Genomic DNA, 13,375 nt, shown 5'->3' with positions numbered 1-13,375 from the left:
GCTCGAACGGCTCCCGCCTGCAACATCCTGATCCGGGGATCAGGCGTTTGCAGTTGGGCCGGGCGCGGCACCTGTCGGTGCCGCGCGGGCGCTAAGGCTTTGAGGTCAGAGGATCTTCTGACCGGTTTTGGCCCAGTCGGCCAGGAAGGTTTCAAGGCCCTTGTCGGTCAGCGGGTGATCGGCCAGTTTCTTGATAACGGCAGGCGGTGCGGTAATCACGTCTGCACCGATGCGGGCGCTGTCGGTCACATGGTTCACGGTACGGATCGAGGCGGCCAGGATTTCGGTCTCGAACCCGTAATTGTCATAGACCTGACGGATATCGGCGATCAGGTCCATGCCGTCGAGGTTGATGTCGTCCAACCGGCCAATGAAGGGCGAGATGAAGGTCGCGCCCGCTTTGGCCGCCAGAATCGCCTGATTGGTCGAGAAACACAGGGTCACGTTAACCATCTGGCCTTCGTCGCTGAGGGTTTTGCAGGTTTTCAGGCCCGCCCATGTCAGCGGCACTTTGACCGCGATGTTTGGCGCGATCTTGGCCAGCTTGCGGCCTTCGGCGATCATGTCCTCGGCCTCGGTCGCGACCACTTCGGCCGAGACGGGGCCGTCGACCAGATCACAGATTTCCTTGGTCACTTCCAGAATGTCGCGGCCCGATTTCAGGATCAGCGAGGGGTTGGTGGTCACACCGTCCACCATGCCCAGATCGTTCAGTTCGGCGATGGCGTCGATCTCGGCTGTGTCTACGAAGAATTTCATGAGGGCAGTCCTTTGATGGGTTGGCCTTGGTCGCGGATGGCTTTACCTCAAAGAAACCCCTGCTGGAACCCCCTGCATAGGATATGCCGTGAGCGCTAACGGATTTTTCGACGAAGGAGAGCTGGTAGCGGTGCTGACAACGCAGCCGCTGGACCGGACGCTGGATTACAAAGCGCCCGAGGGTGGATGCTTTCTGGGCGCGTTTGTCGAGGTGCCGCTGGGGCCGCGCAAGGTGTTGGGCGTGGTTTGGGGGCCGGGGCAGGGCGGTTTTGACCTTGCCAAGGCGCGGTCGGTGATCCGCGTTCTGGACGTTGCGCCGATGCGGGAAGAGATGCGCCTGTTTCTGGGCAAGGTGGCCGACTACACGCTGACACCCATGCCTGCGATGCTGCGTCTGGCGACGCGCGCGCCGGGGTTGGGTGATCCGCCATCGATGCGCAAGATTTACAGGTTGGGCGACCGTGAGCCGGACCGGATGACCGATGCCCGGACGCGGGTGCTTGAGGTGTTGCGCGACTATGGCGGCCTGGCTTTCACGCTGAAGGAACTGGCCGAGCAGGCGGGTGTGACCTCGTCTGTTGTCAAAGGGTTGGTCAAGCAGGGCGCGGTGCGCGAAGAGGACAGCCCCCGCGATCTGCCCTATCCGCATCTGGACCCGGATTTGCCCGGCAAAGACCTGACCGAGGATCAGGCCGCAGCCGTGGCGCGGTTGCAGGCCGGGCAGCGGACCGGGGATTATGGCACTACGCTGCTGAAAGGCGTGACGGGATCTGGAAAGACCGAAGTGTATTTGGAAGCCGTGGCCGAGGCGTTGCGGCAAGGGCGGCAGGCTTTGGTGCTGCTGCCCGAGATCGCTCTGACAGCCGAGTTCCTGAGCCGGGTTGAGGCGCGGTTTGGGGCGCGCCCGGCGGAATGGCATTCGGGCGCGACGATGACCGAACGCCGCCGGGTCTGGCGCATGGTCGGGCAGGGGGATGCGCAACTTGTGGTCGGCGCGCGCTCGGCTTTGTTTTTGCCGTTCCGCAATCTGGGGCTGGTCGTGGTCGATGAAGAACATGACACCTCATACAAACAGGAAGACGGCGTGCATTACAGCGCCCGTGACATGGCGGTTTTGCGCTCGGCCATCTGCGGTGGGCGGGTGATTCTGGCCAGCGCGACGCCGTCGCTGGAAAGCTGGGCGAATGCCGAGGCGGGGAAATATGAGCGGCTCGACCTGACCTCGCGCTTTGGGGCGGCGGTTCTGCCCGAGATGAAACCCCTCGACATGCGGGCCGAGCAGATGCAGCCGGGGACGTGGATATCTCCGTCACTGCGGCAGGCGGTGCGGCAGCGGATCGAGAGGGGCGAGCAGTCGTTGCTGTTCATCAACCGTCGCGGCTATGCCCCCGTGACGCTGTGCCGGGCCTGTGGGGAACAGATCGCCTGCGACCATTGCGACGCGCGGATGGTCGAGCATCGGTTCCTGAAACGCCTGATGTGCCACCAATGTGGTGAAACCAAGCCGATGCCCGAGACCTGCCCGTCCTGCGGGGTCGAGGGTAAGCTTGCCCCGGTAGGGCCGGGGATCGAGAGGCTGGCGGAAGAGGCCGAAGCGACATTCCCCGAGGCGAAGATTGCGATGCTCAGTTCCGACTTGTTCGGCTCGGCCCGGGCGCTGAAGGCCAAGATCGAAGAAATTGCCGAGGGGGATGCGGATATCGTCATCGGCACGCAACTGGTGGCCAAGGGGCACAATTTCCCCAAGCTGACGCTGGTGGGCGTGATTGACGCCGACCTCAGCCTGCATGGCGCCGATCTGCGGGCGGCGGAGCGGACGTTCCAGTTGATGCGGCAGGTGGCCGGGCGCGCAGGGCGGGCGGACAAGCCGGGGCAGGCGCTGTTGCAGACCTTTCAGCCGGAACATCCGGTGATCCGGGCGATCTTATCGGGGGATGAAGAGGGGTTCTGGAAGGCCGAGGCCGCCGGGCGGCAGGCCGCCGGGGTGCCTCCTTACGGGCGCATGGCGGGGATCGTCCTGTCGGGGCCCGAAGTTGGGCCGGTTTTCGACATCGGCAACGCCATGGCCCGCAACGATGCGCCTTTGCGCCAGATCGGCGCGCAGGTGTTTGGCCCCGCGCCTGCGCCGATTGCGCGTATTCGGGGCCGCCACCGCGTGCGTTTGCTGGTCAAGGCCCCCAAGGGTGCTCCTATTCAGGACGCCATCGCCCGCTGGATCGCGCCTTTGCGTCTGAAAGGCGATATTCGCCTGACCGTGGATATCGATCCGCAGAGTTTCTACTGACCTCTGCATCTGCGCAGGGCGGCTGTGCAGCATACCCCTCGCCAAGCTGCGAAAATGGGCGTAGAGGGGTCTCATGCTGAAACCCATGCCGCTTTCCGAGGCGCAAAGCCTACCGTTCTGGCGCCGCCCCATCACGCTGTTGTTCGTGATGGCGATGACCATGCCGATTGCCTTCAACGGGTGGAGCGCGCTGCTGAACAACTTCGTTATCGAAGTGGCGAATTTCGACGGCGCGGATATCGGGTTGCTGCATACGGTGCGCGAGATCCCCGGCTTTCTGGCGGTCGGTGTCATCGCGGTGATCATCTTTATCCGCGAGCAGGTTCTAGCGATGATCTCGCTGATCATGCTGGGCGTGGCAACGGCGGTCACGGCGTGGTTTCCCAGCCTTGGCGGGCTGCTGTTTGTGACGCTGTTCAGCTCGATCGGGTTTCACTATTACGAGACGGTGAACCAGTCGCTGCAACTGCAATGGCTGCCCAAGGACCGCGCGCCGCAGGTGCTGGGCTGGCTGGTGGCGATGGGCTCAGCCGCGACGATGGTGGTCTATGGGCTGATCGTGCTGACCTGGGACCGGTTCGATCTGTCCTATAACTTCGTCTTCATGGCTGCGGGCGGCGTGACCGTCCTGCTGGCGCTGTTCAGCCTGATTGCCTATCCGCAATTCGACGCGCCGACGCCGCAGACCAAAAAGATCATACTGCGTCGCCGCTACTGGCTGTACTACGCGCTGCAATTCATGGCTGGCGCGCGGCGGCAGATCTTTGTCGTGTTCGCGGGCTTCATGATGGTCGAGAAATTCGGGTTCGAAGTGCACGAGCTGACCAGCCTGTATCTGATCAACCTGATGATCAACATGATGGCCGCGCCTCTGCTGGGCAAAGCGGTGGCCAGGTTTGGCGAACGCCGCACGCTGATCTTCGAATACGCCGGTCTTGCGATTGTCTTCGCAGCCTATGGCGGCATCTACTGGTTCGGCTGGGGCGTGCTGCTGGCGGCGATCCTCTACGTGATCGACCATGTGCTGTTTGCACTGGCCCTCGCGCTGAAAACCTATTTCCAGAAAATCGCCGATCCGGCGGATATTGCGCCCACAGCGGCAGTGGCCTTTACCATCAATCACATCGCGGCGGTATTCCTGCCTGCGCTTCTGGGCTTGCTGTGGGTTGTCTCACCCGGTGCTGTTTTCGGGCTCGCCGCAGCGATGGCCATGATCTCATTGCTGCTGTCGCTGCTGATCCCGCGCCACCCGGAACCGGGCAATGAAACAATCCTGGCGAAATACGCCCCGGCCCCCGCTGAATAACCACCAGTGCTTGACCTTGCCGGGCCCGCGCCATAGGCGCTGTTTCAACTGAGACAGGAGGCCCCCATGCCCACATTCACCGCGCTTACCACTCTGACCGGCAAGACCGCCGCCGAAGGTCTGGGAGAAGCGATGGAGCGTCTGGACCCGGAACCGACTGGCGTTGGCGTGTTCGAGGTCGAAGACGGCTCGGGCCTGTGGGAGGTTGGCGGCTATTTCACCGAAGCGCCGGATGAGACCGCGCTGGCCGTGCTTGCGGCTGCGTTTGACGCCAAGCCCTTTGTCGTCTCGGAACTGCCCGAAACCGATTGGGTCGCTCATGTGCGCCGCGAACTGGCCCCGGTCGAGGCGGGTCGGTTCTTTGTCTATGGCAGCCATGATGCCGACAAACTGCCCGAAGGCCGCATTCCGCTGCTGATCGAGGCGGCGATGGCCTTTGGCACCGGACATCACGGCACGACTCTGGGCTGTCTGAAGGCGTTGGATCACCTGTTGGACCAAGGCTTCACGGCCTCGAAAGTGGCCGATATCGGCTGCGGAACCGCCGTTCTGGCCATGGCCGCCGCGCGCGTTTGGGACGGCGACATCATCGCCAGCGACATCGATCAGGTTGCCGTCGATGTAGCCGAAGCAAACCTGACCGCCAATGGCATGTCCGGTGCCGTGCGCTGTGTCGAGGCGGCGGGATTTGACCATTCCGAGTTGCAGGCCCTGGCACCTTACGACCTGATCTTCGCCAATATCCTCAAAGGTCCGCTGGTGGCCCTGTCTCCGGAAATCGCCGCGAATCTGCGGCCCGAAGGCTATGCCATTCTGTCGGGAATCCTGAATGAGCAGGCCGATGATGTTGTAACCGTTTATTCCCAAAATGGATTTAATCTGGCAAATCGAGCCGAGATTGGTGAATGGACGACGCTAATCTTAAGCAAACAGGGCTGAATTTAGGCCATTTACAGGAGTTTTGTGGATTTTCGCCACGCTTTTGTCGCAATCTCTACTTACCGTTTTCCAATCAAGTCGAGGGGGGCGGTTTTGAGGAGGCTGCCATGACGATAAAGCAACTGGATTTCGATCAGCGCGTTCATCGCCTGAACAAGAAACATCAGAAGATGAGCCGGGGCTACCGCGCCACGATGCGCAAAGACGGCCTGGTTGTCATGAAACCACAGCGGGTCCGATCTGCGGTGCCCGCAAAGGTGCTGCTGTTCTGTCTGCTCGGGTTCTTCGGGTTCAAGGCGTTCCTGCTCTCCAGCCTCGGACCAACGGGGTACCAGTTCCGGATCGACAGCCTGAACGAAGGAACCTCGGTCGAGAAAGCGGGTGCCTGGGTCATGCAGATTGACCCTCTGTCCGAGACTCTCGCGGTCCAACTGAACAAAATTCTCTACTAAACGAACCTCCTGAAGAAAAAAACACCGCATGCTGAATGGCACGCGGTGTTCTTTTTTGCCCCTCAGGGAGGAGGAAGGGGCCTATACGCGGTCGCCGCTTTTAGCGACGACGCTGGATGATGTCGTCGATATCGCCACGGCACAGGCCGATATCGCTCAGTTCACGATCCGTCAGGCCAGCCAGCGCCTTGCGGGTTGCGCGGGCGTCGTTCCATTCTGCAGCGACGTTGAACGCCGATACGAAAAACGCGCCGATACGGCCAGCGAGGCCGAACGAGCCAGTGGTGGCGATGCGGGTGGTGTCCAGTGCAGCCATATCCTGTTTCCTTCTGGTTTGTGTTTACGTTTGATCAGTCGATCTGAGCGGCATCTAGTGTTGTCATATAACCTTCACAAGATCATTTTTTGCATGTGTCCCATGCATTTTTTGCAAGGCTTCACGAGGCTGTAATCCCCTTAAATATTTGGTGAATTTACCTTCATCCGGGTGCCGCTTTCAGACCCGTTTCAGGTCGCAAATACACCTTTGGGTCGCGGGTGGGATACTGGTGTCGTTTTCAGACTTCCGGTCAATTCGCTTGGAAAATGTTCACGCTTCGTGCTAGGCGTTGAAAAAACATCACATAACCCGAGCAGGCCGAGGCACAACATGCGAATTCTGGGCATTGATCCGGGGCTGAGAACCCTGGGATGGGGCGTCATCGAATCAAATGGCAGCCGCCTGAGCCACGTTGCCAATGGCTTGTGTAAGTCGGATGGGGATGATCTGGGTGAACGGCTGCTGTCCCTGCACAATCAGATTGTCGAGGTTATCGCGGATCATCAGCCGGATCAGGCCGCAATCGAACAGACATTCGTGAACAAGGACGGGGCAGGGACCCTGAAACTGGGTCAGGCGCGAGGGGTTGCCCTGCTGACACTGGCGCAGGCCGGTCTGCCGGTGGGGGAATATGCACCCAACCGGGTCAAAAAGACCGTGGTCGGCGTCGGCCATGCCGAGAAAGAACAGGTTCTTCACATGGTCAAACTGCAGCTGCCCGGCTGTGCGCCGAAAGGCGCGGACGCGGCGGATGCGCTGGCGATTGCGATCTGTCATGCGTATTACGGCAAGACGCAGCAATCGCGGGTGAAAGAGGTACGGGCATGATCGGAAAGCTGACGGGGCGTTTGGACTATCGCGCGGCGGATCACATTCTGATCGACGTGCGCGGGGTTGGGTACATCGTCTATTGCTCGGACCGGACAATGGCGGCGTTGCCCGGCGTAGGCGAGGCGGCCTCGATCTATACCGACATGGTCGTGCGCGAAGATCTGATGCAGCTTTACGGATTCCTGTCGCTGGTCGAGAAGGAGTGGCATCGGCTGCTTTGCTCGGTTCAGGGTGTGGGGGCTAAGGTCTCGCTGGCCATTCTGTCGGCGTTGGGGCCGGATGGCGTGAGCCGTGCGATTGCGCTGGGTGATTGGGCTGCCGTCAAGGCGGCCAAGGGCGTGGGCCCTAAAACGGCGCAGCGGATCGTGTTGGACCTGAAAGACAAGGCGCCGGGTGTGATGGCCATGGGCGGCACTGTGACCGAGGCTTTGGATGGTCCCGCGCTGGACGTGGTTGAGCCGTCCGAACCTGCGCCTGCACCAAGGCGGGCGGCAAAAGCGGCCTCGGGCTCGGCTGCGGCATCGGCCGGGGCTTTGTCTGCGCTGTCCAATCTGGGGTATGGCCCGTCCGAGGCGGCCTCGGCCGTGGCCGAAGCGGCGGCCAACCTGCCGGAGGCGGGTGAGGCGGACCTGATCCGCGCTGCGCTGAAACTACTGGCACCGAAAGGGTGAGTGAATGGTAGACGCTGATCCCACCCTGCGCCCCGATCCGTTGCCCGAGGATAACGACCGTGCCCTGCGCCCGCAGGGTCTGGATGAGTTCATTGGTCAGGCCGAGGCGCGGGCCAACCTGCGCATTTTCATCCAATCCGCCAAGCAACGCGGCGAGGCGATGGACCACACGCTGTTCCATGGGCCTCCGGGGCTTGGGAAAACGACTCTGGCGCAGATCATGGCGCGCGAGTTGGGGGTGAACTTTCGCATGACGTCCGGCCCGGTTTTGGCCAAGGCGGGCGATCTGGCGGCGATCCTGACCAATCTCGAAGCGCGCGATGTGCTGTTTATCGATGAGATTCACCGCCTGAACCCTGCGGTGGAAGAGGTGCTTTATCCCGCGATGGAGGATTTTGAGCTGGATCTGGTGATCGGCGAAGGCCCCGCTGCGCGGACGGTTCGGATCGAGTTGCAGCCGTTTACACTGGTGGGGGCGACGACGCGGATGGGGCTGCTGACGACGCCGCTGCGGGATCGGTTCGGAATCCCGACGCGGTTGCAGTTCTATACGGTGGATGAGTTGCACGAGATCGTAACCCGAAACGCACGCAAGCTGGGGGCGCCCGCAGATGATGATGGCGCGCGTGAGATTGCGCGGCGGTCGCGGGGAACGCCACGTATTGCAGGGCGGTTGCTGCGGCGGGTGGTGGATTTTGCGATTGTTGAAGGCGACGGGCGGATTACCCGCGACCTGGCTGACGGAGCACTAACGCGGCTGGGTGTGGATCATCTGGGATTGGATGGTGCGGACCGGCGGTATCTGAAGCTGATCGCCGAGAATTACGGCGGTGGGCCTGTGGGGATTGAGACAATGTCAGCGGCTTTGTCGGAAAGTCGGGATTCGCTGGAAGAGGTGATTGAGCCCTATCTGTTGCAGCAGGGTCTGATCCAGCGCACACCGCGCGGGCGGATGCTGGCGCAGAAGGCCTGGACGCATTTGGGGATGGCTGCACCAAAGGGTCAGAGCGATCTGTTTGGTTGAAGCGGCGCGCGTTAGATTTTAAGCCTCCGGCGGCCGTATTTGAAACAAGAAGAAGGGTTGGGCGTGACACCAGAAGAGATCGAGGCGCTGTTTACGCGTGAAAGCGGTGAGTTCCTGTTTGCGCGGTGGGGTCGTCCCATCGTGCCGATCGTTTTTGGGGTTGAGGATGAGACGCTTGCAACAGTGAAGGGCGCGTTCGAGGCGATCGTGACGCTGGCCGGGCACAAGATGGCCGAGACCGACCCTGAATTGGGTGCCAACTGCATGGTGTTCTTCTTTCGCGATTGGCAGGAACTGCTGGAGGTGCCGGATCTGGATCGTCTTGTTCCCGACCTTAGCCCTTTGGTCGAGCGATTGTTGGCAGTGGATGCCAATCAATACCGGATTTTCAGGTTTGAAGAGGATGGCGCGATCCGGGCGGCCTTTGTGTTCCTGCGAATGGACAAGGAATTGTCCAAGGTGCCCGCGGAAACCCTTGCGCTGAGTCAGGTGGTGCAGACCATCTTGTTGTGGTCCGACACCGCGTTTCGCGCGCAGTCGCCCTTGGCTGTGGCGGGCGGGGCGACGATCCTGCGGCCTGACATTGCCGGGCTGATCCGGGCTGCTTATGATCCTGTTTTGCCGGGGGCGGCGCAGGATGCGTCTCATGCGCTCAGGCTGTTTGCCCGGTTGGAGCCGCCGCAATGAAACACATCTACCCGGTGCGCGTTTTTTATGAAGACACCGACATGGGCGGCGTCGTCTATCACGCGAATTACCTGCGGTTTATCGAGCGCGCGCGTTCGGATTGGGTACGCAATCTTGGCAACGACCAGAACGCCATGCGCGAGGAAGGCATTGTCTGGGTCGTGCGCCGGGTCGAGGCCGATTACCTTTCGCCTGCGAAGTTCGATGATGAGTTGATTGTCGAAACCGAAGTGACCGACATATCGGGCGTGCGCCTGACCATGGCGCAGCTTGTGCGGCGGGGTGAGACCGAGATATTCCGCGCCTCGGTCACCGCTGTGTGCATCAACAAGGACGGCAAGCCGATCCGCCTTCCGGCAGAGATTCGCGCATTGATGTAACAATTTGTAGGGCAAGGGTGGTTCTGTTGGCTTTTCAGCCCCAACTGCGTTAGCGTTTGGCAAAACAAGGCCAAACGAACGGCCGTCAGGCAAAACAAAGAGCAGGTTCATGGAAGCTGAAACGCTGGCGCTGGCGCAGGAGATCGATTTCTCCATGTGGGGGCTGTACGCCCGCGCGACCTTTATCGTCAAACTGGTGATGCTGATGCTGATCGGGGCATCGATCTGGTCGTGGGGTATCATCATCCAGAAACTCATCAACTACCGGGCCGCGCGGCGCGAGGCGCAGGTGTTTGATGAAAGCTTTTGGTCCGGGAACCCTCTGGACGAGCTGTTCGAGCAGATCGGCTCGCAACCCGATGGCAGTTCCGAGAAGATTTTTGCAGCGGGGATGATCGAATGGCGCAGGTCGCATCGTACCGATGGCGGGCTGATTGCCGGGGCGACGGCGCGGATCGACCGGTCGATGGATGTGGCCATCGCGAAAGAGGCTGAGACCTTGCAAAAAGGCTTGCCCATTCTGGCCACCGTCGGTTCGACCGCTCCGTTTATCGGCCTGTTCGGAACCGTTTGGGGCATTATGAATGCCTTTATCGAGATTGCCGAGCAGCAGAACACCAACCTCGCCGTGGTCGCTCCGGGGATTGCCGAGGCGTTGTTGGCCACTGGTTTGGGCCTGCTGGCTGCGATCCCGGCGGTGATTTTCTACAACAAGCTCAGCGCGGATAGTGACCGCATTGTTGGCGGTTACGAAGCCTTTGCCGATGAATTCGCGACGATCCTGTCGCGTCAGTTGGATAGCTGAGACATGGGGGCGGCGGTTCAGCAACCTGCGGGCGGGAATGGGCGCCGACGCGGACGGCGGCGTGGGCGCGCGCAGCCGATGGCCGAGATCAATGTGACGCCTTTTGTCGATGTCATGCTGGTTTTGCTGATCATCTTTATGGTGGCGGCCCCGTTGTTGACAGTTGGTGTGCCGGTTGATCTGCCCAAAACCGCCGCAAGTGCGCTGCCCGGCGACAGTGAAGAGCCGCTGACCGTCACCCTGACAGCCGATGGGCGCGTTCAGATCCAGACCACGGATGTGTTGCGGGAAGAACTGGTCGGACGGTTGCGCGCCATCGCGGCGGAGCGCAGCAGCGACCGCGTATTCCTGCGGGCGGATGGGGCGATCCCCTACGCGCAGGTCATGCAGGTTATGGGTGCGCTGAACGCGGGCGGGTTTTCGAATGTGGGTCTGGTGACGGATACCGGCGGGCCGACGCTGGACGATGGGTAAAGGTGGGGTTGCGCGGTGGATACCGGCACCAAAATCTCGGCGATTGCGCATGTCGGCCTGATCGGCTGGGCCCTGTTCGGCGGCACCTTCCGGTCCGAGCCGTTGCCGATGGCCGTGCAGGATGTGTCCGTGATTTCGTCTGAGCAGTTTGCGGCGCTTCAGGCGCAGACGGATGCTCCGGAAGTGCCGGAACAGCCTGGCACTTTGGAACAACCCCCGGAGCCCGAGATCGAGGCCAGCACGCCCGAGGCGACCCCGGAAGAACAGCCGCGCCCGGAACCCGTGGCCCCGCCAGAGCCGGAACCTGAGACCGTCCCGGAAACGGTTGAAATCCCGCCAGAGCCCGAGTTGCCGGAAGAACCGCCAACCCTGACCGAGCCGGAAACGGCAGCCTTGCCCTTGCCGCCGGGCCCCGAGGCGCAGCCCAGCCCGTCCGAGCGGGTCGCGCCCGAAGCCATCGCGCCACCGCCGCCCGAAGCCAAGCCGGACGAGGTGGAAACGCCGCCAGTGTCCTTGGACGAGGGAGCCGAGACGCAGCAGGAACAGCAGGATCAGACCGCCCCGGAAGAGGCCGCGCCCGAGATCGTGACCGAGGCCGAGGAAACCGAGGAGCAATCGCCGCTGACCTCGCCCCGTCCACGTGTGCGTCCGAACCGCCCTGCGCCCGCGCCGCAACCAGAGGTCGCCGAAACCCCGGATCCCGAGCCGGAAGCCCCGGCGCAAACCAATGATGATGCCATCAATGACGCCTTGGCCGAAGCCTTGGGCGGAGGCAGCGAACCGTCCGGCCCGCCGCTGACCAGTGGCGAGAAAGACGCCATGCGCGTGGCGGTGTCCCAGTGCTGGAATGTCGGGTCGTTGTCGACCGACGCGCTGAATGTGGTTGTGGTCGTCGGCTTTTCGCTCAACCCTGATGGAACGGTTATTGGGGGCAGCGTTCGGCTGCTGGACAGCTCTGGCGGGTCTGCGGGTGCTGAAAATCAGGCTTATCAGGCGGCAAGGCGTGCAATTTTGCGCTGTGGCGCGCGTGGATACGATCTGCCTGCTGACAAATACGATCAGTGGCAGGATATTGAGATTACATTCAATCCCGAGAGGATGCGGATCAAATGATGAAACTTCTGACCAGCCTCTTCCTTGGTCTGACCCTGATGTCGGCCCCGGTATACGCGCAAAGCGGGCCGTTGCGTCTGGAAATTGACGAAGGGATCATCGAACCCTTGCCCTTTGCGGTTCCGAATTTCGTGCCCGACGGGCCTTCGGCGTCGCAATATGCAATTGATATTTCGCGGGTCGTCGCGGCTGATCTGACTGGAACGGGGCTGTTCCGTGAAATCTCTTCGGACGCGTTCATCAGCCGTGTCAGCAGCTTTGATGCGCCGGTCCAGTTCGTGGACTGGAAAGCGATCAACGCGCAGGCGCTGGTGACCGGGGCGGTGAATGTCTCGGGCAAGCGTCTGACGGTCCGGTTCCGGGTGTGGGATGTGTTCTCGGGGCAGGAGTTGGGCAACGGTCTGCAACTGGCCGGAACCACCGACGGGTGGCGGCGGATGGCGCATAAGGTGGCCGATCAGGTCTACAGCCGGATTACCGGCGAGGGCGGGTATTTCGACAGCCGTGTTGCGTTTGTGTCGGAAAGCGGCCCCAAGGATCAGCGCCTCAAGCGGTTGGCGATCATGGATTACGACGGGGCGAATGTTCAGTACCTGACCGACAGTTCCGCCATCGTTCTCGCCCCGCGCTTTTCGCCGACCGGGGACCGGCTGCTTTATACCAGTTACGAAACCGGCAGCCCGCGCATTTACGTGCTGGACGTGGGCAGCGTTCGGCGGCAGGAGTTGAACACGCAGGGCGGCACCATGAGCTTCTCGCCCCGCTTCTCGCCGGATGGGCGGTCGATTGTCTATTCGCTGATCCAAGGCGGGAATACTGACTTGTGGAAAATGGATCTGGCCTCGGGCCAAAGCACACGCCTGACCAACACACCTGCCATTGAAACTGCCCCCAGTTATTCGCCGGACGGCAGCCAGATCGTTTTTGAAAGCGACCGTTCGGGCACGCCTCAGCTGTATGTCATGCCCGCTAATGGCGGTGAGGCGACGCGGATCAGCTTTGGTCAGGGCCGCTATGGCACGCCCGTCTGGTCTCCGCGCGGTGACCTGATTGCGTTCACCAAGCAAAACAAAGGCCGGTTCCATATCGGTGTGATGCGCACCAATGGAGATGAGGAACGGCTATTGACCTCTTCCTTCCTGGATGAAGGGCCAACATGGTCGCCGAACGGGCGCGTCATCATGTTTACCCGCGAAACGCAGGGTGCCAGCGGTCGGGCGACACTGTATTCGGTGGATATATCAGGTCGAAACCTGCGCCCGGTGCGCACGCCGGACGGGGGCAGCGACCCGTCCTGGGGACCGTTGCAGAATTGATCACCGCAAAAGCGC

At 61.6% G+C, this 13,375-nt stretch carries 15 protein-coding genes; 13 read left to right on the top strand and 2 right to left on the bottom strand.

Annotated features, from left to right (window positions below; genetic code table 11):
* Positions 1-105 precede the first annotated feature (105 nt).
* Entirely contained in the window at positions 106-759 is a 654-nt protein-coding gene (gene fsa, locus ACR0KJ_RS12465; RefSeq protein WP_170520531.1) for a fructose-6-phosphate aldolase, read from the bottom strand.
* 88 nt (positions 760-847) lie between these two features.
* Between fsa and ACR0KJ_RS12460 the strand changes: the two genes are divergently transcribed.
* The 4 genes from ACR0KJ_RS12460 to ACR0KJ_RS12445 all read left to right on the top strand — a co-directional run bounded on the left by ACR0KJ_RS12460 (position 848) and on the right by ACR0KJ_RS12445 (position 5,740).
* Complete coding sequence (locus ACR0KJ_RS12460) at positions 848-3,043, top strand: primosomal protein N' (RefSeq protein ID WP_480626823.1); 2,196 nt, start codon at positions 848-850, stop codon at positions 3,041-3,043.
* Positions 3,044-3,116: 73 nt separating this feature from the next.
* Positions 3,117-4,349 (top strand): MFS transporter, encoded by a 1,233-nt coding sequence (locus ACR0KJ_RS12455; RefSeq protein WP_480626822.1) that lies wholly within the window; start codon positions 3,117-3,119, stop codon positions 4,347-4,349.
* 66 nt (positions 4,350-4,415) lie between these two features.
* Positions 4,416-5,288 carry a 50S ribosomal protein L11 methyltransferase gene (locus ACR0KJ_RS12450; RefSeq protein ID WP_170623763.1) on the top strand — a complete coding sequence of 291 codons (873 nt, stop codon included), beginning with the start codon at positions 4,416-4,418 and terminating at the stop codon, positions 5,286-5,288.
* Positions 5,289-5,395: 107 nt separating this feature from the next.
* Positions 5,396-5,740 (top strand): hypothetical protein, encoded by a 345-nt coding sequence (locus ACR0KJ_RS12445; protein ID WP_480626821.1) that lies wholly within the window; start codon positions 5,396-5,398, stop codon positions 5,738-5,740.
* A 100-nt stretch (positions 5,741-5,840) separates the two neighbouring features.
* Here ACR0KJ_RS12445 and ACR0KJ_RS12440 read toward each other — a convergent pair whose 3' ends face one another.
* Positions 5,841-6,056, bottom strand: a complete 216-nt coding sequence (locus tag ACR0KJ_RS12440) for a DUF1127 domain-containing protein (RefSeq protein ID WP_170520539.1) — start codon at positions 6,054-6,056, stop codon at positions 5,841-5,843.
* A gap of 333 nt (positions 6,057-6,389) precedes the next feature.
* Here ACR0KJ_RS12440 and ruvC point away from each other — a divergent pair, with 333 nt between their 5' ends.
* The 9 genes from ruvC (at position 6,390) to tolB (ending at position 13,360) form a co-directional block, all read left to right on the top strand.
* Positions 6,390-6,887, top strand: a complete 498-nt coding sequence (gene ruvC / locus ACR0KJ_RS12435) for a crossover junction endodeoxyribonuclease RuvC (RefSeq protein ID WP_170623761.1) — start codon at positions 6,390-6,392, stop codon at positions 6,885-6,887.
* Positions 6,884-7,561: a Holliday junction branch migration protein RuvA gene (gene ruvA, locus ACR0KJ_RS12430; RefSeq protein ID WP_480626820.1), complete on the top strand. Its 678-nt coding sequence runs from the start codon at positions 6,884-6,886 to the stop codon at positions 7,559-7,561. The genes ruvC and ruvA overlap by 4 nt, the downstream gene beginning before the upstream one ends.
* 4 nt (positions 7,562-7,565) lie before the next feature.
* Positions 7,566-8,585 carry a Holliday junction branch migration DNA helicase RuvB gene (ruvB, locus tag ACR0KJ_RS12425; protein WP_480626819.1) on the top strand — a complete coding sequence of 340 codons (1,020 nt, stop codon included), beginning with the start codon at positions 7,566-7,568 and terminating at the stop codon, positions 8,583-8,585.
* Positions 8,586-8,648: 63 nt separating this feature from the next.
* Positions 8,649-9,272 carry a hypothetical protein gene (locus ACR0KJ_RS12420; RefSeq protein WP_480626870.1) on the top strand — a complete coding sequence of 208 codons (624 nt, stop codon included), beginning with the start codon at positions 8,649-8,651 and terminating at the stop codon, positions 9,270-9,272.
* A complete protein-coding gene (ybgC, locus tag ACR0KJ_RS12415) occupies positions 9,269-9,652 on the top strand; it encodes a tol-pal system-associated acyl-CoA thioesterase (protein WP_170454300.1) in 384 nt (127 codons plus the stop codon). Before ACR0KJ_RS12420 ends, ybgC begins: the two co-directional genes overlap by 4 nt.
* 109 nt (positions 9,653-9,761) lie before the next feature.
* Entirely contained in the window at positions 9,762-10,457 is a 696-nt protein-coding gene (gene tolQ / locus ACR0KJ_RS12410; RefSeq protein WP_170520548.1) for a protein TolQ, read from the top strand.
* Between the two features lie 3 nt (positions 10,458-10,460).
* Positions 10,461-10,931, top strand: coding sequence for a protein TolR (gene tolR / locus ACR0KJ_RS12405; RefSeq protein WP_170520550.1), 471 nt, complete (start codon positions 10,461-10,463; stop codon positions 10,929-10,931).
* 15 nt (positions 10,932-10,946) lie between these two features.
* Positions 10,947-12,044, top strand: a complete 1,098-nt coding sequence (locus tag ACR0KJ_RS12400) for an energy transducer TonB family protein (RefSeq protein ID WP_170454295.1) — start codon at positions 10,947-10,949, stop codon at positions 12,042-12,044.
* Positions 12,041-13,360 carry a Tol-Pal system beta propeller repeat protein TolB gene (gene tolB / locus ACR0KJ_RS12395; RefSeq protein ID WP_170454293.1) on the top strand — a complete coding sequence of 440 codons (1,320 nt, stop codon included), beginning with the start codon at positions 12,041-12,043 and terminating at the stop codon, positions 13,358-13,360. The genes ACR0KJ_RS12400 and tolB overlap by 4 nt, the downstream gene beginning before the upstream one ends.
* The last annotated feature ends 15 nt before the right edge of the window (positions 13,361-13,375 follow it).

Source organism: Ruegeria sp. AD6 (assembly GCF_056542325.1).
This window is presented reverse-complemented; position numbering and strand designations above follow the sequence as displayed.